The sequence below is a fragment of the Oceanobacillus polygoni genome, from assembly GCF_008304605.1.
GTDB lineage: Bacteria > Bacillota > Bacilli > Bacillales > Amphibacillaceae > Oceanobacillus > Oceanobacillus polygoni.
The window spans coordinates 61,855-84,579 of the sequence record NZ_PIJY01000030.1 but is presented as its reverse complement, the minus strand read 5'-3'; the positions used below and the strand labels follow the sequence as shown (position 1 = coordinate 84,579).

General features: G+C 39.1%; 25 protein-coding genes and 1 other annotated feature. Of the genes, 23 read left to right on the top strand and 2 right to left on the bottom strand.

Annotation, left to right across the window (positions count from 1 at the left end; translation table 11 throughout):
- Positions 1–162 precede the first annotated feature (162 nt).
- From minC to yajC, 20 genes are all read left to right on the top strand, one after another.
- A complete protein-coding gene (gene minC, locus F1560_RS15170; RefSeq protein ID WP_149475496.1) occupies positions 163–849 on the top strand; it encodes a septum site-determining protein MinC in 687 nt (228 codons plus the stop codon).
- Positions 842–1,642, top strand: a complete 801-nt coding sequence (gene minD, locus F1560_RS15165; RefSeq protein WP_149475495.1) for a septum site-determining protein MinD — start codon at positions 842–844, stop codon at positions 1,640–1,642. Before minC ends, minD begins: the two co-directional genes overlap by 8 nt.
- 162 nt (positions 1,643–1,804) lie before the next feature.
- Positions 1,805–2,572, top strand: a complete 768-nt coding sequence (locus F1560_RS15160; protein WP_149475494.1) for a M23 family metallopeptidase — start codon at positions 1,805–1,807, stop codon at positions 2,570–2,572.
- Positions 2,559–3,419: a M50 family metallopeptidase gene (locus F1560_RS15155; RefSeq protein WP_149475493.1), complete on the top strand. Its 861-nt coding sequence runs from the start codon at positions 2,559–2,561 to the stop codon at positions 3,417–3,419. Before F1560_RS15160 ends, F1560_RS15155 begins: the two co-directional genes overlap by 14 nt.
- Positions 3,420–3,640: 221 nt before the next feature.
- Positions 3,641–3,870 (top strand) — a sequence feature (ribosomal protein L21 leader region).
- A gap of 13 nt (positions 3,871–3,883) precedes the next feature.
- Positions 3,884–4,192, top strand: a complete 309-nt coding sequence (gene rplU, locus F1560_RS15150; RefSeq protein ID WP_149475492.1) for a 50S ribosomal protein L21 — start codon at positions 3,884–3,886, stop codon at positions 4,190–4,192.
- Between the two features lie 12 nt (positions 4,193–4,204).
- Entirely contained in the window at positions 4,205–4,534 is a 330-nt protein-coding gene (locus F1560_RS15145; RefSeq protein ID WP_149475491.1) for a ribosomal-processing cysteine protease Prp, read from the top strand.
- Positions 4,535–4,547: 13 nt separating this feature from the next.
- Positions 4,548–4,838, top strand: coding sequence for a 50S ribosomal protein L27 (gene rpmA, locus F1560_RS15140; protein ID WP_149475490.1), 291 nt, complete (start codon positions 4,548–4,550; stop codon positions 4,836–4,838).
- A gap of 476 nt (positions 4,839–5,314) precedes the next feature.
- Positions 5,315–5,848, top strand: a complete 534-nt coding sequence (locus F1560_RS15135; protein WP_187773744.1) for a Spo0B domain-containing protein — start codon at positions 5,315–5,317, stop codon at positions 5,846–5,848.
- Between the two features lie 17 nt (positions 5,849–5,865).
- Positions 5,866–7,146: a GTPase ObgE gene (obgE, locus tag F1560_RS15130; protein WP_149475488.1), complete on the top strand. Its 1,281-nt coding sequence runs from the start codon at positions 5,866–5,868 to the stop codon at positions 7,144–7,146.
- A gap of 34 nt (positions 7,147–7,180) precedes the next feature.
- Positions 7,181–8,032, top strand: a complete 852-nt coding sequence (gene pheA, locus F1560_RS15125; protein ID WP_149475487.1) for a prephenate dehydratase — start codon at positions 7,181–7,183, stop codon at positions 8,030–8,032.
- A gap of 144 nt (positions 8,033–8,176) precedes the next feature.
- Positions 8,177–9,139 carry a SafA/ExsA family spore coat assembly protein gene (gene safA / locus F1560_RS22605; RefSeq protein WP_275955861.1) on the top strand — a complete coding sequence of 321 codons (963 nt, stop codon included), beginning with the start codon at positions 8,177–8,179 and terminating at the stop codon, positions 9,137–9,139.
- 172 nt (positions 9,140–9,311) lie between these two features.
- Positions 9,312–10,052, top strand: a complete 741-nt coding sequence (gene nadE / locus F1560_RS15115) for an NAD(+) synthase (RefSeq protein WP_149475486.1) — start codon at positions 9,312–9,314, stop codon at positions 10,050–10,052.
- A gap of 69 nt (positions 10,053–10,121) precedes the next feature.
- Positions 10,122–10,679 carry a YhcN/YlaJ family sporulation lipoprotein gene (locus F1560_RS15110; RefSeq protein WP_149475485.1) on the top strand — a complete coding sequence of 186 codons (558 nt, stop codon included), beginning with the start codon at positions 10,122–10,124 and terminating at the stop codon, positions 10,677–10,679.
- 121 nt (positions 10,680–10,800) lie between these two features.
- Positions 10,801–11,532, top strand: coding sequence for a YebC/PmpR family DNA-binding transcriptional regulator (locus F1560_RS15105; RefSeq protein WP_149475484.1), 732 nt, complete (start codon positions 10,801–10,803; stop codon positions 11,530–11,532).
- 237 nt (positions 11,533–11,769) lie between these two features.
- The gene (gene ruvA / locus F1560_RS15100; RefSeq protein WP_149475483.1) at positions 11,770–12,375 is read left to right on the top strand and encodes a Holliday junction branch migration protein RuvA; all 606 of its coding nucleotides are present in this window, start codon (positions 11,770–11,772) and stop codon (positions 12,373–12,375) included.
- A gap of 221 nt (positions 12,376–12,596) precedes the next feature.
- Positions 12,597–13,598, top strand: a complete 1,002-nt coding sequence (ruvB, locus tag F1560_RS15095; RefSeq protein WP_149475482.1) for a Holliday junction branch migration DNA helicase RuvB — start codon at positions 12,597–12,599, stop codon at positions 13,596–13,598.
- 5 nt (positions 13,599–13,603) lie between these two features.
- Complete coding sequence (locus tag F1560_RS15090) at positions 13,604–13,795, top strand: DUF2905 family protein (protein WP_149475481.1); 192 nt, start codon at positions 13,604–13,606, stop codon at positions 13,793–13,795.
- Between the two features lie 40 nt (positions 13,796–13,835).
- On the top strand, positions 13,836–14,864 hold the full coding sequence (gene queA, locus F1560_RS15085) for a tRNA preQ1(34) S-adenosylmethionine ribosyltransferase-isomerase QueA (protein WP_149475480.1): 1,029 nt from the start codon (positions 13,836–13,838) through the stop codon (positions 14,862–14,864).
- A gap of 16 nt (positions 14,865–14,880) precedes the next feature.
- A complete protein-coding gene (tgt, locus tag F1560_RS15080; protein WP_149475479.1) occupies positions 14,881–16,020 on the top strand; it encodes a tRNA guanosine(34) transglycosylase Tgt in 1,140 nt (379 codons plus the stop codon).
- A gap of 29 nt (positions 16,021–16,049) precedes the next feature.
- Positions 16,050–16,310, top strand: coding sequence for a preprotein translocase subunit YajC (gene yajC / locus F1560_RS15075; protein ID WP_149475478.1), 261 nt, complete (start codon positions 16,050–16,052; stop codon positions 16,308–16,310).
- A 175-nt stretch (positions 16,311–16,485) separates the two neighbouring features.
- Here the strand turns inward: yajC and F1560_RS15070 are convergent, their stop codons facing one another.
- Positions 16,486–16,866, bottom strand: a complete 381-nt coding sequence (locus tag F1560_RS15070) for a TIGR04086 family membrane protein (RefSeq protein WP_149475477.1) — start codon at positions 16,864–16,866, stop codon at positions 16,486–16,488.
- A gap of 148 nt (positions 16,867–17,014) precedes the next feature.
- Between F1560_RS15070 and F1560_RS15065 the strand changes: the two genes are divergently transcribed.
- Positions 17,015–18,307: an ArsB/NhaD family transporter gene (locus tag F1560_RS15065; RefSeq protein WP_149475476.1), complete on the top strand. Its 1,293-nt coding sequence runs from the start codon at positions 17,015–17,017 to the stop codon at positions 18,305–18,307.
- A 33-nt stretch (positions 18,308–18,340) separates the two neighbouring features.
- Here F1560_RS15065 and spoVB read toward each other — a convergent pair whose 3' ends face one another.
- On the bottom strand, positions 18,341–19,891 hold the full coding sequence (gene spoVB, locus F1560_RS15060) for a stage V sporulation protein B (RefSeq protein WP_149475475.1): 1,551 nt from the start codon (positions 19,889–19,891) through the stop codon (positions 18,341–18,343).
- A gap of 115 nt (positions 19,892–20,006) precedes the next feature.
- Here spoVB and F1560_RS15055 point away from each other — a divergent pair, with 115 nt between their 5' ends.
- On the top strand, positions 20,007–20,309 hold the full coding sequence (locus tag F1560_RS15055) for a post-transcriptional regulator (RefSeq protein ID WP_149475474.1): 303 nt from the start codon (positions 20,007–20,009) through the stop codon (positions 20,307–20,309).
- Positions 20,310–20,364: 55 nt separating this feature from the next.
- Entirely contained in the window at positions 20,365–22,617 is a 2,253-nt protein-coding gene (secDF, locus tag F1560_RS15050) for a protein translocase subunit SecDF (RefSeq protein ID WP_149475473.1), read from the top strand.
- Positions 22,618–22,725 lie beyond the last annotated feature (108 nt).

Sequence of the window (22,725 nt, the reverse complement as noted above, 5' to 3'; positions counted from 1 at the left end):
AATTTAGTATTTTTAGCGATTATTTATCCTTTCGTAGCAAAGCGACTCGCTAGGTGGGGAAGGGAACAGTTAACTGGAAGTAATACACTGTGAGTGAAAGAACTCACCTGTGTGTTTACATATGAATTTTACCGCAGGCTATTTTAATGAGGTGAACTTGCTGTGCTTGACAAGAAGCAAATAATATTAATTAAAGGTACGAGAGAAGGGCTGAGTTTATTTATTGAAGAATCAGCATCCTTCCACGATGTCATAAAAGAACTGAAAGAAAAAATTATGGCAAGCAAACCAAAGGAAGAGGAACCAATCGTTTCTGTGAACGTTAAATTAGGAAACCGACTTTTAAATGAGGAACAAGAAAAAGCATTAAGAAACATTATAAGTGTCGATAATCGCTTTAAAATTACTGCGATTGAATCTGATTTAATAAGTAGAGAAGATGCTTTAAAATGGCGAGAAGAAAGCGAAATAAAAGCCATTAATCGAATTGTGAGATCTGGTCAAGTATTGGAAGTTGAAGGAGACCTCCTATTAGTTGGAGATGTCAATCCTGGTGGAAAGGTAGTTTCCACAGGTAATATATATATTATGGGCAATTTATATGGAATTGCTCATGCTGGTGTAACAGGTGACCGTGAAGCTTTCATAACGGCTTCCTATATGAAGCCGACACAACTTCGAATTGCTGATTATATAAGTCGTGCCCCTGATTATGAATCGGATGGTGTATACATGGAATGTGGAATTATCGATGAAGACCAAGATAAAATCATCATTGATTCGTTAAAGGTTCTTTCTCGAAAGCGTAAGGAAATAAGCGGATTTGAAAGGAGAATAAATAATGGGTGAGGCAATCGTTATTACATCTGGGAAAGGTGGTGTCGGTAAGACAACGACATCAGCTAATATCGGAACCGCTTTGGCACTAATGGAAAAAAAAGTTTGTTTAATTGATACAGATATCGGTTTAAGAAACTTGGATGTAATTATGGGACTTGAAAACCGAATTATTTATGATATTGTCGATGTGATTGAAGGGCGCTGTAAGCTCAAACAAGCTTTGATTAAGGACAAGCGATTTGATTATCTATCATTGTTACCTGCAGCACAAACGAGTGATAAAACGGCTGTCACGACAAGTGGAATGAAAGAAATCGTTGCTGAATTGAAGCAAGAATATGATTATATCATAATCGATTGCCCTGCTGGAATTGAGCAAGGGTTTCAAAATGCTATTTCAGGCGCAGATCGAGCAATTGTTGTAACAACTCCTGAGAAGTCTAGTGTACGTGATGCCGATCGAATTGTCGGGTTACTAGAAAAAGAGGATATGAGTGAGTCGCCGCGTTTAATTATCAATCGAATTCGAAATCATATGATGAAAAATGGAGATATGATTGATATTGAAGACATTGTACAATTGCTTTCTATTGACTTGATTGGTGTCGTTATTGATGATGATGAAGTGATTAAAGCATCGAACAAGGGAGAACCAATTGCAATGAACCCAAATTCAAAGGCATCTATTGCCTATCGTAATATTGCTAGAAGGATTCTCGGAGAGACCGTGCCCTTACAATCACTTGAGGATGAAAAAGGTGTGTTCCAGCGTTTTAAAAAATTCTTCGGGATGCGTGCATAAACGAACGATTCAACATAAAAAGAAGATTCTTATACTTAATTGACGAAATATGAAATAAAAAGCTGTCATGAAAATCAATGTTTTCATGACAGCTTTTTTGTTCATACTGTATTCCTTTCCTACATATACATGTACAAATGAATTCGAAGGAATGTGAGGAAAATGGATAGAGATATTAAGAAGGTTCGCAAGGCAATTGAGCAGCGAAAGAAAGTCCGAGGGCTTCCTTCTGGAGGAGGGACAACGAAGCAATTGCTTCCGTCTATTCCAGAAGCAGAAGAAAAACATGGTTACTACTCAATGTTTACGCATCAGGAAGAAGTAACTAGTGGTAATAATCGTGCAGTGACGAGTATTGCAGTAAAAGGAATCTTATCAGCTATGCTATTTTTTGGAACCGCTTTGCTGTGGCAGACCGATACAACGTTATTACAAAAGCCGAGAGAATGGACAAGCCAAGTAATGACGAATGAATTCCCGTTTGCGAAGGTAAACGTATGGTATAAAGAGACGTTTGGTAGACCCTTGTCTCTTTCTCCACAACCAGTATTAGAAACGAATGAAGAGCAGTTAATGGCGCTTCCTGTTAATGGGAATATTACCGAAACGTTTCAAACGAATGGGACAGGAATTATGATTACGCCTGAAGAAAAGACGAATGTCACTTCAATTCAAGAAGGTGTCGTTATTTTCGCTGGGAATGACAGAGAAACAAATAAAACGGTAACAATACAGCATGCAGATGGAACGGTGACTAATTATGGGAATCTCAGTAATATTGATGTACACCTCTATCAATTTATTGCAGGTAATCAACAGATAGGAAGTTTTACCCCGGCAGCTGACAATGAGACGGTGTTTTTCTCCATTGAAAAAAATAACGATTATGTCGATCCAGTCCAGGTGATTCAGGTTGATGAGCTTCCTTAACTATATCCCGAAAGTCCATATCCATCCTATTTTATTTATATTTATTGTTATTTCTTTTTTGACGGGGACATTTCTGGAATTATTTATTATCTTTGCTTTAGTATTATTTCATGAGCTTGGACACTACATTGCAGCAAGGATGATGAAGTGGCGAATCAGGTACATTGTGCTCTGGGTATTCGGTGGTGTGATGGATACAGAGGAGCATGGGAATAAATCAATGAAGGAAGAGGCTTTTGTGACACTTGCTGGTCCGTATCAACATCTTGTCGTTTATTTTCTCTGCTTTATTATCGAGACGTTTCAGCTTATGCCAGCATCAATACTGGAGTTGATATTGTATTACAATACGATTATTCTTCTTTTTAACTTAATACCAGTATGGCCATTGGACGGGGGAAAACTTCTTTTACTTGCAGTTTCTTATTTCTTTCCGTATAAAAAAGCGTATCAATTCACGCTCATTTTTTCAATGGTGTTTATTACAATCATACTTGTACTTCAACTTATATTTTTGCCATTTACGTTAAGTGCGTTTTTTATTTGGGCCTTTCTTTTTATGGAAAATCGAAGTGATTGGAAGCAGCGTTCATATGTCTTTATGCGCTTTTTATTAAGGCGGTATGAGGGCGACGCAACAGTGAAAGGAGTTGTTCCACTTACCGTAGCATCCGACAGTTCGTTTCTTGATTTATTCTCACGGTTTAGGAGGGAAAAGAAACACCCAATTTATATTGTGTACGCAGAAAATAATCGAAAATCCGTTGATGAAGCCGACTGTTTGCAAAGTTATTTTTATGAACGAGAATATAACCAGTCGGTTGGGGAGGCATTTTTATATAAATAATCGATTTACAGAAAAGACTTCTTGGATGGTTACCCCAAAAAGTCTTTTTTTGTTGTAAGATGTTTAGGTAAAATTAATTTGTATGTTGTTATGTGCTTTAATTTAGTTTATAATAAGAAAGTCTGCATTGATCGAGAAAAATTCACTGTTTATTTATGTAGGCAAGTTCTTGACAAACAGTGACAAAACATGATAACATCAATACGTTATTTATCGTAGCACCCGTGCTACAACCGCACAGAACAGGTTTTAAACTTTTTAAAGTAAGTGTTCAAAAGGAAGATAAAAAGGACCGAGAAGTTCGAGGCGGCGAAGTATTGAGTACCGGAACGTATGTTTTTGATACGTGAGGAACGCAAAAACAAGCCAACGTAGAAATTCGATGTGTCATTTTTACCGGACTTTTTGAACTTCATTTTAAAGTACCTGTATGGCGAGTCTGAGTTTATTAAGGAGGTGCAAGTATGTACGCAATTATTGAAACAGGTGGTAAACAAGTTAAAGTTGTAGAAGGACAAGAAATCTACGTAGAAAAAGTTTCAGCTGAAGCAAATGAGACTGTTACTTTTGATAAGGTTCTTTTCGTTGGTGGAGATGATGTTAAAGTTGGTGCTCCATTCGTTGAAGGTGCAACAGTTACTGCTAAAGTTGAAAAACAAGGCCGTCAGAAGAAGGTTATTGTTTATAAATTCAAACGCAGAAAAAACTATCATCGTAAACAAGGTCATCGTCAGCCTTATACGAAACTAGTAATCGAAAAAATCAATGCATAAGGGTTTTGAATGATGATTCATGTTACTGTATTTCGAAAAGACAAGCAAATAACAGCTTTTGAATTATCCGGACATGCAGATAGTGGTCCATATGGCTATGATCTCGTATGTGCAGGTGTATCTGCTGTATCTATTGGTGCAGTAAATGCAGTAATGGAATTATGTGATACAAACCTGGAAATTGAACAAGGAGCAGACGGTGGTTACTTACATGTAACGTTACCGAAAGGACTTCCACTTGAACAATTGGAAAAAGTCCAGCTCTTATTCGATGGAATGCTTATTTCACTGAAATCGATTGAACTTGAATATAGTCAATTTATAAAAATCGTGAACAAGTAAGGAGGTGCAGTCCATGATACGTCTAGATTTACAGTTTTTCGCAACGAAAAAAGGTGCAGGTAGTACGAAAAACGGCCGTGATTCACATTCCAAACGCCTTGGTGCAAAACGTGCAGATGGTCAGTTTGTAACTGGTGGTTCGATTTTATACCGTCAACGCGGTACAAAAATTTACCCAGGTGAAAACGTTGGTCGTGGTGGAGACGATACACTTTTTGCTAAAGTCGATGGTGTTGTTAAATTTGAACGCTATGGCAGAGACCGCAAAAAAGTAAGTGTTTATCCGGTTGCTCAAGAAGCTTAATGAATTCATAAAACTCCAGTCAATCATTTTGGCTGGAGTTTTTCTTTATCGATAATCCACATAAAATATAAACTGCGAACTAACTGCTGAGGTATGAGTAAGCCCGACCGTCCGGGATCGCTTCAGACGGGTGCTTTCCGTGGGCACGGCTTCAGCCTCACTTCCTACGAGCCTTCAGACACGTGCTGTTCCCACAGGAGTCACCCGCCCTACGCTCACTCGGACTGGTTAGAGCAACGTTTCTGTTTTGATAAACAATGTTAGGAATAGGTAGTGAGCCGGTACTAGCGTAGTGTGTTTCCGTAGCGGGTATATGTACAATCCGTAATTGCATATTAGTTCGCAGTTACCTTCAAATATGACGATCAAGTTCGATAAAATGAAGAAGCAAAAGAAATTTTGTTGAAGCTTAAGGGGCTTGCTTCCAGTTTTTGTTGATATCTGCTATACTTTCATAATAATGGGGGGAGAGCATGATGGGGGAGCGGGTTGTACAAATTTTACAGCATTATCGCCATGATTTAATGAATCGGTTGCAAATTGTTCAAGGGTACGTTGGCATGAGAAACTTCGACAAAGTAGAGAAAAAGCTTAGCGAAATTGTTGATTATTACAATGAAGAGCGAAAACTAATGAGTTTGAACGTGCCGGATTTTATGCTTTGGATCATCCAATTTGATACGCGTTACGAAAACTTTCGTCTAACGTATAAAATACATCCGGAGTATAAAAACCTGCATGCTTCGGATTCTATACTTGTAAATCAGTTTCATGAATTTATGGAACGATGCGCGGGCATTCTTAATCCAGAAGAGCTTTATGAGGTAAAATTAATTGTAGAAGAAAGCACGGAGACACAGATGAAATTTATGCTTTCTGTCGCATGCGAAGCGGGCGAAGTAGAACAGTTAATGAACGACATCAAGAAAATACACAGAGATGAAACTGCGGAAATGGTAATAGCTAAAACAATGAATGGAGTAAGCTTTGGTTTAATCATTTCGCAGTAATAATGAGGTGAATCACAATGTTTGTAGATCAGGTCAGTGTGTACGTAAAGGCTGGAGACGGTGGTAATGGTCTTGTAGCTTATCGACGAGAGAAATATGTACCAATGGGTGGCCCTGCTGGGGGCGATGGTGGTAATGGTGCAGATATAATATTTAAAGTGGATGAAGGGCTCAACACGTTAATGGATTTTAGATATAATCGCCACTTTAAAGGAAAGCGTGGAGAGAATGGAATGAGCAAAACGCAGCATGGTAAAAATGCTGCACCTTTGATTCTGCCTGTTCCCCCAGGAACCACGGTTATTGATGAAGATACCGAAGAGGTAATTGCCGATTTAACGGTGCATGACCAGCAAGCTGTCATTGTTCGTGGTGGAAGAGGTGGACGCGGGAATACGCGTTTTGCAACACCAAGAAATCCAGCGCCAGATATGGCTGAAAACGGTGAGCCAGGACAGGAAAGAAATATTAAAGTAGAGCTAAAATTAATTGCGGATGTTGGACTCGTAGGGTTTCCAAGTGTCGGAAAGTCTACCTTCTTGTCTGTTGTAAGTGCAGCGAAGCCGAAAATTGCGGATTATCATTTCACAACACTGTCACCAAACTTAGGTGTTGTTGACACAGGCGATCAGCGAAGCTTTGTTATGGCAGACCTTCCTGGATTAATTGAAGGAGCGTCAGCTGGGGTTGGACTTGGTCACCAGTTCCTCCGACATGTGGAACGAACACGAGTTATTGTACATGTCATTGATATGGCGAGCATTGAAGGTAGAGACCCATATGATGATTACTTGAAAATAAATCAGGAATTAGAAGCATATGATGCAAAATTATCGAAACGACCGCAGCTTATTGCAGCTAATAAAATGGACATGCCCGGAGCTGCAGAAAATCTAGAGAAATTTAAAGAACAATTAGGAGAAAGTTTACCTATTTATGAAATTTCGGCATTGACAAGAGAAGGGTTAAGAGACATCCTATTTGCAATCGCTGATCTCTTGGAGACGATCCCTAAAAACAAGACAGAAATAGAGGATATCGATGAGACGGTTGTTTACCGTTATCAGAAAGAGGAAGAACCGTTCCATATTACAAGGGACCCAGACGGTGCCTTTGTGCTTTATGGTAATAAAATTGAAAAACTGTTTAAAATGACAGATTTTCAGCGAGATGAAGCGACACAACGCTTTGCACGACAAATACGTGGCATGGGTGTAGACGCTGCTCTAAGGGAAAAAGGGGCAAAAGATGGCGATACGATTCGCTTATTAGATTTTGAATTTGAATTCATTGAATAAGAATGGCGATCGCTTTTAGGGGGAGGAACTGTTAGTGACGGAAATAGGCTATTTAGGACCAAAAGGGACATTTACAAAATTAGCAGTAGATACTGCATTCGGCGATGAAAAGAAGCAAAGCTTTCAAACGATAGCGGAGTGTATTGATGCGGTAGATAACGGCACCATTGATATTGGTGTCGTTCCACTAGAAAATGCGATAGAGGGTACAGTGCAGATAACGGTTGATTATTTAATCCACCAGGTAAGACTACCAGTAGTTTCAGAAATCGTTGTACCGATTCAGCAGCATTTGTTAGTACGAAAGGATTTTGATGGAAAGCTATCGGATATCCAAGAAGTGCATTCACATAGTCATGCGATAGCACAGTGTCATCAATTTTTACATCAAAATTTATCACATGCTGGCACTGTTTTCTCAACTTCTACAGGGAGAGCTGCTGAGATTGTGAGCGAGCGTAACGAACCAATTGCTGCAATAGGAAATAAGCTTGCTGCTAGTGAGTACGGCTTACAAATATATAAAGCAAACATACATGATTACCCAAATAATCATACACGTTTCTTAGTGCTTACGAAGAACAGAGACTTGGTGCAAATAAAGCATGAAGCCCACTTAGAGCGAACAACCTTACTTATTGGATTACCAAGTGATAAGCCAGGAGCATTACATCAAATATTATCTGCCTTTTCTTGGCGTAAAATGAATTTATCAAAAATTGAATCTCGACCAACGAAAACAGGGCTCGGTAATTATTTCTTTATTATTGATGTTGACCAACCTTATGATAATGTTCTCTTCCCAGGTGTGAAAGCGGAACTAGAGGCATTAGGTTGTGAAGTAACCATTCTTGGTACATATCCAGTTTATCATATGAACATTTAAAAAACGTCAGGCTGACTTTGCCTGGCGTTTTTGCGTATACATACTGTCATAATTCATGGGCAACTTTTGTTCAAGTAGTGCATATGCTGATATAGAGTAATTAGCCCAGGTTTTAAGCAATGAATGAAAGGAGTATGGTTCGTTTTGAAAATACACATTGTACAAAAAGGAGACACATTGTGGGAGCTCTCCAAAAAATATGGCGTAAATTTTGAAGAGTTAAAAGCAATGAACTCACAATTATCGAGTCCAGATATGATTATGCCAGGGATGAAAATTAAAATTCCTGGAGATGCCAAAACGGTAAAAAAAGAAAAAGTAGCAGTAAAGGAAGTTAAAAAAGAAGAAGTTAAAAAGCCATATGTCGATACTTCGCCGAAGCCGATGCCGGTAATTAAAGAAGACGACACGAAATTGCACCAAGCTGTAAAGCCTGAAATGCCTGTTCCATCACTACCACAAATGCCGATCATGGATCAGGATATAAAACAATACACGACGATTAATTTCCCGCAGATGCCTTATCAGATGAAAACACCGGAAGTGAAGCCGAAGCAGGAAGTGAAACCAAAGCAGGAAGTAAAACCAGTAAAACAGGAAGTGAAAAAGGAGGTTAAAAAAGAAGCCATTAAAGAAGTGAAGCAACCAATTCCGGAACAGCAACCAATAATGGAGCCGATGCATCAGCCGATGATGGAACCGATGCACCATCCAATTCCAATGTATCATCATCCAGTCCAACCGTGTTGTCCTCCAATGATTCCGATTTATATCCATCCTTGCTGCCCACCTCCTCCTTGTCATCATGGGGGTCATCATCACGGTGGATTTGCAGCACCTCCGTTTATGCCATCCCATCACCATGGAGGACATCATGTAGCTGGGGCGGGAGATTGCGGTTGTGGGTCAAGAGAGCTGGTGCATTACAATCCAGTAGATACAGGCGCGGTTTCTGGGGGGGAGCAATTGAACCAAGTGCAGCCGCTATCATCTGGTCAAACGTATCCACCACAATTTGAAAGACTACAGACAGATGGAGCTACTTACCCGAAACCACCAATGTTCCCACAATTTAATCCTACGAATAATAAACATGAAAGTGAATAATGATAAATAGAGTTATCAACGAGGCGAATCAAGTTCGTCTCTTTTATTTTTATCCCAAGCTATATTTCGTATGTAAGTTAGTCCCGTAGATGAAAAATCCTTTTGAAATTGAAAAAAGCTAAAATAATGATAAAATAAATGATAAACAGGCAATTTACAAGGAGAGATTAGCATGGAAAACGAAGTGAAGAAAATTATTGAGTGGTTACAAGAGCAAGTAAGACAGGCTCATGTAGATGGATTACTCGTAGGAGTAAGTGGCGGGCTTGATTCAGCTGTAGTTGCAAATTTAATCAAGCGTGCTTGTCCAGATAACTCTCTCGGTGTAATGATGCCAATACATACATCGGATTCAAATCTTATTGATGCAAGAAATGTTATTGAACAAGCAGCCATTGATTCGTTAACAATTGACCTTACAGAAACGCATCAAGTGATGTATGACCAGATTCAGAACGGTCTTCAAGAAAAGGGACAATTTAATGAGACGAATGATCAGCTCGCAGGTGCAAACTTGAGAGCGAGGTTGCGTATGAGCACACTCTATACAATTGCTACCAATTATAATTATTTAGTAGTAGGTACAGATAATGCAGCCGAATGGTATACTGGATACTTTACGAAATACGGTGATGGCGGTGTAGATATTCTGCCAATTGTAGATTTTACAAAAACTGAAGTTAGGGAAATGGCAGCATTTCTTGGTGTTCCAGAACAAGTTGTTACAAAGAAACCGAGTGCTGATTTATGGGAAGACCAAACAGACGAGCAGGAAATGGGTGTTTCTTATGACGTTATCGATGCTTATTTAAAGGGGCAAGAAATTTCTGCTGCAGATAAGGCAACGATCGAAAGAATGCATCAACGGACTGAGCATAAACGTACTGGACTTCCACAATTTAAGCGAAGCTAGTTTTTCCTTAATTTAACTGTGTAAATAGACCTCCCTTATACAAACTAGATGTAAGGGAGGTTTATATTTATGTTTATAAAAAGAGGAATAAGTTTGATGATGCTACTCCTACTGGTAGCTGGTTGCAACGCCGGACAAGACACATCCGAGCAGCGTAGGGATAATACAATTCAGCCAATTCACTTTGAGCCTGAGACAAATGCAAATGATAGGTATGAAACCAATCAGCCTTCAATAGGTGAACAGGGTGGGTATCCGCAAAGTGAGCAAGAAGGTGTTAACGCATCTGACTTTAGTCATTACTCAGATGCCTTTACGAATGAAGAATCAGCTCGTATAACAAAGGAATTAAGTAAACAAAAGGATATTATTCAAACACAAGTAGCATCCACAGAAGATCGCATTGTCGTTGCAGTCATACTTCGCGAGCATTTTGATCATGATGTTTCACATCATATCGAAGAAGAGGTTAAAAAAATTGTACCGGATACGGACAAGCAAATAATTGTATATACGGATGACATTGAGTGGGACCGTATGAAAAACCTGGATGCTAGGCTACAGGCGAAGTATAATGGAGATGATTTAGAAAGATTTGTTGAAGATCTTTTTCAATTAAATGACTAATTAAGTTTACCTTTAGCCCCTCTATTGCAACCATTGGCACAATCTCTAGATGGATCAGTCTTTTCCAATAGCACTTTTTTTGATATAGTAAGGAAAGAATTTCTAGAGAGGAGAATGTCCAATGGCTGGTCATTCTAAATGGAAAAATATACAAAAGAGAAAAAATGCACAAGATGCAAAAAGAGGAAAAATCTTTATGCGGCATGCTAAAGATATTTATATAGCGGCAAAACTTGGTGGTGCCGATCTTAGCACAAATGCACCGCTAAGAACTGCTGTTGAAAAAGCGAAGGCAGACAATATGCCGAATGATAATATTGAGCGTAATATTAAAAAGGCAGCGGGCACACTCGATGGTGCGAGCTATGAGGAAATCACTTATGAAGGTTATGGTCCGGGAGGTGTAGCTGTCATCGTTCATGTATTGACGGATAATAAAAACCGTGCTGCTGCAGAAGTAAGGCACGCATTTAAAAAGAATGGCGGCAACCTTGGTGAAAGCGGAAGCGTGTCCTTCATGTTCGATCGAAAAGGCTACATTGTTATTTCAAATGAAGATGGTACAATCGATGAGGATGAACTGACGTTAGCTGCACTTGAAGCAGGAGCAGAGGATATCGAATCTCATGATGAAGCATATGAAATATACACCACGCCGGAGGAATACCAAACAGTGGTTGATCTTCTCATGCAAAATGACTATGAACTTGCAGATAATGAGGTTACGTTAATTCCACAAAATTATAACAAGCTTTCTAGTGAAGATGAAGAAAAAATGATGGCGCTTCTTGATACATTAGAAGAGAGCGAGGACGTTCAGGATATCCATCACAATCTGGAGACGTCCGATTAAATCTGAGATGAACTTCTATTTCGATTCGGAATAGAAGTTTATCTTTGTGTCTTAGATTTATCACGCATTAACGTGCTGGTAATCCCCTATCTCCAAGCGTGAGTAAATCAATAACGTGAAGGCAGGGGAGACTGTGTGTGTTAAACTCCTGTCGTGCTAACATTCAATGGGAAGGAAGGGAACCTCTCCAGTGAACGAAGTTTTACTTTATGTTAAAATAATTAAAGGAATGATTACATGATAGCGTATATTAAAGGTCAGCTTGTATCTATTTTAGATGAGTCGGTTATCATGGATGTGCATGGGGTGGGTTATGAAATACTGTGTGCCAATCCATTTGCGTTTCAATCGGCATTAAACAAAGAATTACTTATTCATACATACCATCACGTCCGTGAAGACAGCCAAATCCTATATGGATTTAAAAATGAAGATGAAAAGTATTTGTTTATTAAGCTTATCTCGGTTTCTGGTATTGGGCCAAAGGGAGCGCTTGCGATTCTTGCAAGTGTTGATATTTCTGAATTTGTAGCTGCCATTGAACGGGAAGACGATAAGTTTTTGACAAGCTTTCCAGGGGTAGGGAAAAAGACAGCCCGTCAAATTATTCTCGATTTGAAAGGGAAACTAATTTCTGTATTCTCGATTCAAACCGACTTCGAACAGGCTACTAATTCTACGGAATCGAATGCTGCAGTATATAAGGAAGCAGAAGAAGCATTGCAAGCTCTCGGCTATACAGACCGAGAATTAAAAACTGTAATTCCGCTCTTAAGAAAAGAGAATCTCTCAAATACAGATGAAATTATTCGAAAAGCATTAGGATTACTTGTTAGAAATTAGGAAAGAAAAAATTTGTCTGAATTATCTCAGGTGCTGGAACGGCCACGTCCGGCTCCAGCGCCCAGCAACTAGCAAACTTCACACTCCTCCACTACGATAAGTCAACATCGGTTCATACCCACCGTGTTTCCTTTATCTCTTTGCGGAGTGCTCCAGTTTATACGTTGCTAAACGGGCGCTTGCGCCTTTGATCTTAGAAATTAGGAAGGGTGGGGTCCAAGATGGAGGATCGTATGATTACCGGCGAATTACAAGAAGAGGATACGTCGATTGAACTGAGTCTTCGTCCTGTAAGTTTAAATCAATATATTGGACAAGATAAAGTGAAAGAGAATCTGAGTATTTTTATTCAAGCTGCAAAAATGCGCAATGAACCGCTCGATCACGTATTGTTATATGGACCACCCGGTCTTGGAAAAACAACCCTTGCAGCAATCATTGCAAATGAGATGGGGGTTAATTTCCGCTCAACATCGGGTCCAGCAATCGAACGAGCTGGAGATTTAGCGGCGATACTGTCTTCGCTTGAGCCTGGTGATGTTTTATTTATTGATGAGGTACATCGCCTGCCGCGTACAGTGGAAGAAGTGTTGTATTCTGCAATGGAGGACTTCTTCCTTGATATCGTAATTGGTACGGGACCTAGCGCACGATCGGTTAAAATTGATCTACCACCATTTACCCTTGTCGGAGCGACAACAAGAGCCGGGTTACTGACGGCACCTCTCCGCGATCGTTTTGGTGTATTAAGCAGGCTGGAGTTCTATGAAGTGAAAGATTTATGTGCTATCGTTGAGCGAACAGCTGAAATTTTCCATACAACCATAACAAAAGAAGGTGCAATCGAGGTTGCACGGAGATCAAGAGGTACACCGCGAATTGCGAACAGATTGCTAAAGCGAATACGAGATATTTCCCAAGTAAAAGGGGAAGAGGAGATTTCGCTTGAAACAACAGATCAGGCACTTGACATGCTTCAAGTAGATGACGCAGGGCTTGATCATATTGATCATAAACTATTAAAAGGCATAATTGATGGTTTTCAAGGTGGCCCAGTCGGTCTAGATACAATTGCTGCTACAATTGGTGAAGAGCCTCAAACGATTGAAGATGTCTATGAACCATATTTGCTGCAAATTGGATTTATTCAACGAACACCAAGAGGAAGAATCATAACTGCTAAAGCATACCAGCATTTTGGAATAACCAAGCATGAGGAATGATAAAAATGGGTAAGCTTTTTATCGTGTTGGGTATTTTATTTATCATTATCGGGTTAATTTGGACGTTTATCGGTAAATTACCGGGAGACATTGTGATTAGAAAAGGGAATTTTACGATGTACTTTCCAATTGTGACATCGATTATTATCAGTATTATTTTATCAGTCCTGTTTTTCATCTTCGGTCGATTCCGTTGAGGTACAGTAAGAGATAGTTCGAACAGTAAGGAGTTACATTATGAATATTGAAGACTTTGATTTTGATTTACCTGAATCGTTAATCGCGCAAACACCGTTAATGGATCGTACGGCATCCCGCTTACTCGTGTTGAACCCGGCGACGAAGGAAATTACACATCAACATTTTGCGGATATAAAAAGTTATTTTAAAAAAGGGGATTGCCTCGTATTAAATGATACACGTGTACTGCCTGCAAGACTTTATGGTGTTAAAAAAGATACGGGTGCTAAGATTGAGGTCCTTTTATTACATCAGGAAGAACAGGATACATGGGAAGTACTTACGAAGCCAGCTAAGAAGGTGAAAGTAGGCACCGAGCTTATTTTTGGAGATGGAAAGCTGAAAGCGACCTGCACTGGATTTAAGGAACATGGCGGAAGAGAATTGCAGTTTTCTTATGACGGTATTTTTTATGAGGTACTAGATGAACTAGGAGAGATGCCATTACCACCTTATATTAAAGAACAGCTTCCAGAAAAGGAACGTTATCAAACTGTGTTTGCAAAGGAAGAGGGTTCAGCTGCAGCACCAACGGCAGGGCTTCATTTTACGACAGAGCTTTTAGAAGAGATTCAAGAGCTAGGTGTAAAAATCGCTTTTATCACGTTACATGTTGGTTTGGGTACGTTTCGACCTGTAAGTGTAGATGACATTGACGAGCACGAGATGCATTCTGAGTTTTACAGGATGACAGAAGAAACAGCTGCCACTTTGAATGAAATCAAAGCAAACGGCGGTCGAATTATATCTGTGGGCACAACGTCAACAAGAACATTAGAGACAATTGCTAGAGACAATGATGGCAAATTTGTAGCGTGTAGTGGTTGGACGGATATCTTCATTTATCCGCCGTATCAATTTAAAGCGATTGATGGGTTAATTACAAATTTCCATCTTCCAAAGTCAACGTTAATCATGCTAGTTAGTGCACTTGCAGATAGAGAGACGGTTTTAAATGCTTATCAAGAAGCAGTGAGAGAACAATATCGATTCTTCAGTTTTGGAGATGCGATGTTAATTTTATAAAAGAGGTAAGAATATAATGACACCAATAACATATGAATTAATTAAAACAGACAAACAGACGGGTGCTCGTCTTGGGCGAGTTCATACCCCACATGGTTCTTTTGACACACCAACGTTTATGCCAGTAGGAACACTTGCGACGGTAAAAACAATGAGCCCGGAAGAACTGCGTCAAATGGATGCGAATATTATTTTGTCAAACACATACCATCTATGGTTACGACCTGGGGAAGATATTATCCGTGAAGCAGGTGGACTCCATAAATTCATGAACTGGGATGGAGCGATTTTAACGGATTCTGGTGGTTTCCAAGTGTTTAGTTTGAGTGATATGCGTGAAATTACTGAAGAAGGTGTTCACTTCCGAAGTCATTTAAATGGGGACAAGCTCTTTTTATCTCCGGAAAAAGCGATGCACATTCAAAACGCACTCGGTTCCGATATTATGATGGCATTTGATGAGTGTCCACCATATCCAGCTTCTCATGAATATATGAAAGCCTCTGTTGAGCGAACATCACGCTGGGCAGAGCGTTGCCTAGAAGCGCATGAGCGAAAAGACGTACAAGGCTTATTCGGCATTATTCAAGGTGGCGAATATGAGGACCTCCGGAAGCAAAGTGCTCAGGACTTAGTATCGCTAGATTTCCCTGGTTATGCAATCGGCGGATTATCTGTCGGTGAACCAAAGGATATTATGAACCGCGTTCTCGAAACAACAACACCGTTAATGCCTGCAAATAAACCACGTTATTTGATGGGAGTAGGTTCACCAGACTCATTGATTGATGGAGCAATTCGTGGAATTGATATGTTTGACTGTGTGTTACCGACCCGAATTGCGCGAAACGGGACATGCATGACTTCAAATGGACGATTAGTTGTTCGAAATGCAAAATATGCACGCGATTTTGGTCCAATTGATGAAAATTGTGATTGTCATGTATGTAAAAATTATACACGTGCTTATATCCGACATTTAATAAAATGCAATGAAACGTTCGGATTTAGACTTACGACTTATCATAACCTACATTTTCTGTTAAAATTAATGGAGCAAGTTCGAGCTGCTATAAAAGAAGATCGTCTTGGAGACTTCAAGGAGTCCTTCTTTGAGCAATATGGTTTAAATAAACCGAATGCAAAGAACTTTTAATGTTTAAGAATAGAAGGGGGTGAATGTACATGGAAATGCTCGTTTCATTATCACCGATTATTTTGATGTTTGTTATTTTCTATTTCCTGCTTATCCGACCACAACAGAAGCGTCAGAAAAAAGTTAGAGAAATGCAAACAGATCTGCAAAAAGGCGATGATATCGTAACAATTGGTGGGCTTCATGCAAAAGTTCATGCACTAGATGAGGATACAATCGTTCTTATCACGAATGATGGTGCAAAGCTTACGTATGACCGCTCTGCAGTTCGCGAAGTAAAACAAGGGTAAGTGAGTGTATCCAAGTTATAAGCTAAGGAACGTTGGTCTTTGGCTTATACAGATACATGCATTATGTATGAATGTACATAGAAAAATAAAAAGAAGTTAGTGCGTTTTGCATTAACTTCTTTTTTAAATGGATATAAACGTTTCGCGTGCTTTAGAAGCAATCCATAGTTTTTCACTACTCAGCTTGACCACCGATGAGATTAACCCCGATAATTCCACCGAATAATGCAGCAGCTAGAAAGCCAAGATGATGAAGTGATTGTTCTATTGAAAATCCTTGTTGGTATCCTAAATACTGGACTAAGAAGATAAGTAATGTAAATCCTAACCCAATTGTGCCACCGATCATCCATCCCTTCGATTTCCCTTTTGCCCCTGCTGTAATTCCACCGAGAAATAAAGCGAGTACGCCGATAATTAAAGTAGCCCATCTTAATCCAGGCTCATCAAATGCTGTAAACTGTAAAACAAGCGCTAATACCAAACTAGATAACAAAATAATACCGAATACTACAATCCATCCATACAGCAATGCAGTTAGTTGATTTTTTTGCATATCCATTCTCCTCTCGCATGATTGTCCGCTTATGTTCATTTTATTCGGACAAATTCTATTTAGAAGAAAATATTTATATTTTTCCAAGCATACAATGCTAGTAGGCAGATCTCCAAAGGCGAAAAAATTATGTTGAAAGAGGGCTACTATGGATGTCATACTTGCAATTGTAATATTTATCGTCAGTTATTTTTTTATTATGACCGAGCGAATTAATCGTGCGATAGCTGCGCTCTCTGGTGGAGCACTTTTACTGTTGACTGGAATCTACACTACAGATGATATGTTTTTTCAATATATCGATTGGAATACGATTGCATTATTATTTTCCATGATGGTACTAATAGCAATTACAGAAAAGACCGGTCTATTTACGTTTATTGCCATTCGATTCGCTCAAAGTGTACGAGGGGATCCAATGCTCTTATTGATCGGTTCGGTGTTGCTAACAGCGATAGGGTCCGCATTTTTGGATAATGTAACAACAGTTTTAATTTTTGTGCCAGTTATGCTAAAGATAACAAGGCTTCTCAAGCTGCCTGCTTTTCCTTATTTATTAATGATCATTTTCAGTTCGAATATCGGAGGGACTGCAACACTGATCGGTGATCCCCCTAATATCATGATTGGACAAGCGGTAGAACATTTTACATTTTTGACCTTTCTTGCTCACACTGCACCAGTAGCACTAATTTTGCTAGTGCTGCTCATCATTATTAGTTATCTTTTATTCCAAAAACAGCTAAGTACGTATCAACCAAATTTAAACGAACTCCTCTCGATTGATGCAAAAGAAAACCTCATTCAATCTGCTTTATTATATAAATCGATCACTGTTCTTCTTATGACAATTTTAGGTTTTCTTTTACATGCTATCGTGCATGTTGAAATGACCGCTATCGCATTAACCGGAGCAATTTTATTATTATTGCTAACAGAGAACGAGTTGAAAACGGAAGAAATTTTATCAAAGGTGGAATGGGTGACCTTATTCTTCTTTATTGGTTTGTTCACGATTGTTGGAGGTCTACAGCATGCGGGTGTTATTGATGAAATAGCTAGATTAATTGTTGTTTCAACAGAAGGAGATTATGTAAAGACAACCTTACTCATTTTATGGATATCTGGCTTGGCTTCCGGTTTTATCGATAATATTCCATTTGTCGCCGCGATGATACCGGTAATTCATGAGTTTGAGACATATGGAATGGTTTATTTGGATCCGGTTTGGTGGGCGTTAGCACTTGGGTCCTGTTTGGGAGGAAATGCAACGCTTGTAGGTGCATCCGCTAATGTTGTAGTTGCTGGATTAGCAGAAGCGGACAATCAGAGAATTTCCTTTCTGCGCTTTATGAAATATGGAATTTTAATCGTCGTGCTGTCTTTAATCGTATCAACGATTTATATTTATGTTCGTTACTTAATTCCATATATGGGATAAGAAAATGACACCTGTTAAGCAAGTGTCATTTTCTTATTTCTTTTTATTGAAAAATGGTATTTGCTTGAGCTCTTCTTTCGTAATAAATTTTAAAACAAATAAAAGAATGATATAGCCTACTGCTAGTATAATTAAAACGGATAGGAAAAGGAGTACATGGGGATCCATCGATTCATAGATACGCTTAAGAAAACTACCAAACATCCATGTTAAGGCAAGTAGAAGGATCATTTTACCAATATCAAGAAAAGGAATAGAATAGCCAATAACCTTTTTTAATACCGCTAAATGTAATAATGTAACCAAGACGACCCCTGTACATAATCCAATTGCCGCACCCATTATTCCAAAGTTCGGGTTAGACGCGAGCATAACTAATACAACTGACTTCAGTGCTACACCACAGAGGCTATTCCACATGGCTGGCTTCGCAAGGTCGAGTGCTTGCAGTGCAGCTTGAAGTGGGGACTGAATATAATGCAGTAAAAAGAATGGTGCCATCAAAACTAAATAATGACTGGCATTGCCTGTTCCATACATATACGTAAGTAGTTGCACAGAAAATATCGATAGGACGACTGTTGAAATGCCTCCTGAAGCAAATGAGATACGGATCGACTGATGAATACGATAATGGATCAAGGACATATTTTTCTTTGCTTCAGCTTCAGCGATCGAAGGTACAAGTGCGACAGCAAGAGAATGTGTAATAAAGGTTGGTAAGAATAGTAAAGGCATCACATAGCCAGTTAGTTCACCATATTGCTTTGTAGCAACAGCACTTGCAACTCCGGCAATCGCTAAGCTTTGTACAACGAGTATCGGTTCTAAAAAGTTAGAAATAGATCCTATCATTCTGCTTCCCATGCTTGGAAGGGCGATAGATAGTAGTTCCTTGACAACATTTTTGCTTGATTGTAGATAAGCGAAAAAACGATGTCTCAATCGTAAGGTTTTCTTTCGCTTGAATGAATAGACCATATACATTAAGGAAATGAATTCTCCAATGATGACACTTATCATTGCTCCAGCCGCTGCGTATTCAACGCCATATGGAAGCAAAAGGTTTACGAAGAACGCGACACAGGTAATTCTCACAAGCTGTTCAATAACTTGGGCATAGCTTTGCGGCTTCATATTCTGCTTCCCCTGGAAATAGCCTCTTAGCACTGCAGCAATTGCTGTAATTGGGATGATTGGGCTGATCGCAAGAATTGGGAGCATTGCTCGGCTATCTGTTAACAAAGTGGAAGCGATATATGGCGCGCCAACTGCCATCACGATTGTGAATACAATACTAGAGATAAAGGTAATCACTAGAGAAACGACAACAATCCTTTTTACTTTTGCTTGGTCATTCGCGGCATCTGCTTCGGCAACGCGTTTGGATATGGCGACCGGTAAACCAAGTTGAGTTAATGTCATTACTAAGAAGAGGGTCGGGAGTGCCATCATATATAACCCGACACCTTCTTCTCCCATCAGTCTTGCAACAACAATTCGATTGATAAACCCCATAAAGCGAGTAATCATTCCAGCAATGATTAAGATGATTGCACCTTGTAAAAATGTTTGTTTGGTCATTTTATTCGACCCGCCTTCTCAAATAATAAAAATTACTATACAATGATATATATGCTAAATAGTGGACAAAGCATGACAAGCTAAAAAAGTATACGATAAGAATTGGTGGGATAACATGGAAATTATACAGGGCGTTAGCGAATGGAAGCAGGTTGTTCAACCTGCTTTGGAGAGTAAAGCAGATGAACTGGAAATGATGGGATATTCGCAGGCAACTCCTGATGATGTATGGAAATGTCTCGTACAAAAAGTATGGAAGGGAGAACCTGATAAACGAATTCATGAAGTTGTTCAGGATATTTTTCATATGGCATCCAATACGTACTTAAGCTATTTAACAATTAGCTCTTACCAAAACGAGGATTTGATGGCTTCAATTGCTGCACTGACTGGAGCCGGAGAAACAACAGAAGAATAAATTTTACATATACAGAAAGTAATAGTTATGGGTATATGAAGGAGGCACCAAATTAATGAAAAAGAGAGGCAGAATCGTTGCCTTTTTTCTAGTCGTTGTTGCTTTAACATTGACGATTGGAACAACGGTACCAGGTATTACCAAAAATATAAATCTTGGATTGGATCTACAAGGGGGATTTGAGGTCCTTTATGAAGTGGAACCTGTTGATAGCAGCCAAGATGTAACGAGAGGTTTAATGGAGGGGACGGTTCAGACATTAAATGATCGTGTGAATCGCTTAGGAATAAGTGAAGCTGTTATCGATATTGAGGGAGAAGATCGAATTCGTGTGCAACTGGCAGGAGTTGAAGATCAGTCAGAGGCAAGAGATATGCTATCTACATCTGCTCAATTATCCTTTCGAGATGTGAATGATCAGGAATTGCTTGATGGTTCAGATGTACGTGAAGGTAGTGCGAAACAAGATTTTGATCCAAATACAAATGCCCCCATTGTAACATTACAATTAAAGGATGCAGCGAAATTTGGGGAAGTAACGACACAGATTAGCCAAATGAGCATTCCAGACAATAAGCTTGTTATTTGGATGGATTTCCAAGAAGGCGATTCATATGCTGAAGAAGCTTTTAAAAGTGAGCCAAAGTTTGTATCTGCACCAAATGTTAGCGAACGATTACATACAACTGATGTTATGATTAGTGGTGATTTTACGGTTGAATCTGCGAAACAATTAGCAGATATTATTAATTCCGGTTCACTACCTGTACACATGACAGAAATATTCTCAACATCGGTAGGAGCGCAATTTGGAGAGCAAGCGTTGAATCAAATGATCTTTGCTGCGGCTATCGGAATCGGCTTAATCGTATTGTTCATGCTAGTTTTTTATCGATTCTCAGGTTTCATAGCAACAATTAATTTAGCATTCTATATTTATTTAGTTATATTAGTATTCCAGCTTTTAAATGGTGTCTTAACATTATCCGGAATTGCTGCCCTGATATTAGGGGTCGGTATGGCAGTGGATGCGAATGTTATTACATTTGAACGCATTAAAGAGGAATTGCGAACAGGAAAATCTGTCAAGGCAGCATTTAAGACCGGTAATAAGAACTCCTTTACTACGATCTTGGATGCGAACCTTACAACTATAATTGCTGCCGTCGTATTATTCATTTTTGGGACAAGCTCGGTAAAAGGATTTGCGACAATGTTAATCATTAGTATTTTGATTAGCTTTCTAACAGCTGTGCTTGGAACAAGGATACTATTAGGTTTGTGGGTTCAAAGTGGTTTCTTGACCAAACGAAAAACATGGTTTGGTGTAAACAAAGAACAAATTCGAGATATCGCAAAGGAAGAAGTAGAGCCGACTATTTTTAAACGTAACGTTAATTTCGTTCAGCACCGAAATAAATTTTTTATTGGGTCATCAGTACTTATTATTTTAGGGATAATTTCCATTCTTGTGTTTCAAATTAACCCTGGTGTTGATTTTACTAGTGGTTCTAGGGTGGAGGTTGTTTCGACGAATAGCCTGACAGTAGAAGAGGTAGAATCTGGATTTGAAGAGCTAGGGCACGAGGTTAAATCGCTCGTCCTATCTGGGGAAAATAGTGAGCTTGCGGTCGCAAGATTCGATAGTGTTCTAACGGATACAGAGGCGGAAGAAGTAAGAGTGTATTTTAACGAGAGATATGGGCATGAGCCAAGTATCAGCGTTGTCTCACCAATTGTAGGTCAGGAACTTGTTAAGAATGCTATTTACGCAGTTGGAGTCGCATCAATCTTTATGATTATCTATGTTACATTCCGATTCGAATTCTTCTTTGCAATAACAGCATTACTTACACTCTTGCATGACGTATTTTTCATGCTCGTATTTTTCAGTGTTACTCAAATCGAATTTGATATAACGATTGTTGCCGCAATCTTAACGATAGTTGGGTATTCAATTAACAATACAATTGTTATATTTGATCGAATTCGAGAGAATATACGTAAGAAGAAACGTGTGAAATCCTTTAAGGAGCTTACATCCATTGTAAATACAAGTATAGTACAGTCCTTTACGAGAACGATGAATACATCGATTACAACTATTATTGCTGTCATTGCGTTTCTAGTACTTGGAGCTTCCTCCATTACAAACTTTGCATTTGCATTAACAATTGGGCTTGTTGCAGGAACTTATTCATCCTTACTGTTAGCTTCCCAATTATGGCTCGTTTGGCGTGGTAAATCAGTGAAAGAAAAGCCACTCGATTTCACGAAGAAAAAAGCACCAGAAGGACCACAGGTATAATTAAATGGAGAATCCCTTGTCTTTATTTTAACTAGACAAGGGATTTTCTTTTACGTTAAGTTGATTGAAGTTTACGAAGAAAGGGTAATCTAACAACATAGATAGAAA

Bases quoted from the DNA above. Each gene is read 5' to 3' on its own strand.
- minD (WP_149475495.1), top strand. From the start codon at position 842: ATGGGTGAGGCAATCGTTATTACATCTGGGAAAGGTGGTGTCGGTAAG.
- F1560_RS15160 (WP_149475494.1), top strand. From the start codon at position 1,805: ATGGATAGAGATATTAAGAAGGTTCGCAAGGCAATTGAGCAGCGAAAG.
- F1560_RS15155 (WP_149475493.1), top strand. From the start codon at position 2,559: ATGAGCTTCCTTAACTATATCCCGAAAGTCCATATCCATCCTATTTTA.
- rplU (WP_149475492.1), top strand. From the start codon at position 3,884: ATGTACGCAATTATTGAAACAGGTGGTAAACAAGTTAAAGTTGTAGAA.
- F1560_RS15145 (WP_149475491.1), top strand. From the start codon at position 4,205: ATGATTCATGTTACTGTATTTCGAAAAGACAAGCAAATAACAGCTTTT.
- rpmA (WP_149475490.1), top strand. From the start codon at position 4,548: ATGATACGTCTAGATTTACAGTTTTTCGCAACGAAAAAAGGTGCAGGT.
- F1560_RS15135 (WP_187773744.1), top strand. From the start codon at position 5,315: ATGGGGGAGCGGGTTGTACAAATTTTACAGCATTATCGCCATGATTTA.
- obgE (WP_149475488.1), top strand. From the start codon at position 5,866: ATGTTTGTAGATCAGGTCAGTGTGTACGTAAAGGCTGGAGACGGTGGT.
- nadE (WP_149475486.1), top strand. From the start codon at position 9,312: ATGGAAAACGAAGTGAAGAAAATTATTGAGTGGTTACAAGAGCAAGTA.
- F1560_RS15110 (WP_149475485.1), top strand. From the start codon at position 10,122: ATGTTTATAAAAAGAGGAATAAGTTTGATGATGCTACTCCTACTGGTA.
- F1560_RS15105 (WP_149475484.1), top strand. From the start codon at position 10,801: ATGGCTGGTCATTCTAAATGGAAAAATATACAAAAGAGAAAAAATGCA.
- ruvA (WP_149475483.1), top strand. From the start codon at position 11,770: ATGATAGCGTATATTAAAGGTCAGCTTGTATCTATTTTAGATGAGTCG.
- ruvB (WP_149475482.1), top strand. From the start codon at position 12,597: ATGGAGGATCGTATGATTACCGGCGAATTACAAGAAGAGGATACGTCG.
- F1560_RS15090 (WP_149475481.1), top strand. From the start codon at position 13,604: ATGGGTAAGCTTTTTATCGTGTTGGGTATTTTATTTATCATTATCGGG.
- queA (WP_149475480.1), top strand. From the start codon at position 13,836: ATGAATATTGAAGACTTTGATTTTGATTTACCTGAATCGTTAATCGCG.
- tgt (WP_149475479.1), top strand. From the start codon at position 14,881: ATGACACCAATAACATATGAATTAATTAAAACAGACAAACAGACGGGT.
- yajC (WP_149475478.1), top strand. From the start codon at position 16,050: ATGGAAATGCTCGTTTCATTATCACCGATTATTTTGATGTTTGTTATT.
- F1560_RS15070 (WP_149475477.1), bottom strand. From the start codon at position 16,866: ATGCAAAAAAATCAACTAACTGCATTGCTGTATGGATGGATTGTAGTA.
- F1560_RS15065 (WP_149475476.1), top strand. From the start codon at position 17,015: ATGGATGTCATACTTGCAATTGTAATATTTATCGTCAGTTATTTTTTT.
- spoVB (WP_149475475.1), bottom strand. From the start codon at position 19,891: ATGACCAAACAAACATTTTTACAAGGTGCAATCATCTTAATCATTGCT.
- F1560_RS15055 (WP_149475474.1), top strand. From the start codon at position 20,007: ATGGAAATTATACAGGGCGTTAGCGAATGGAAGCAGGTTGTTCAACCT.
- secDF (WP_149475473.1), top strand. From the start codon at position 20,365: ATGAAAAAGAGAGGCAGAATCGTTGCCTTTTTTCTAGTCGTTGTTGCT.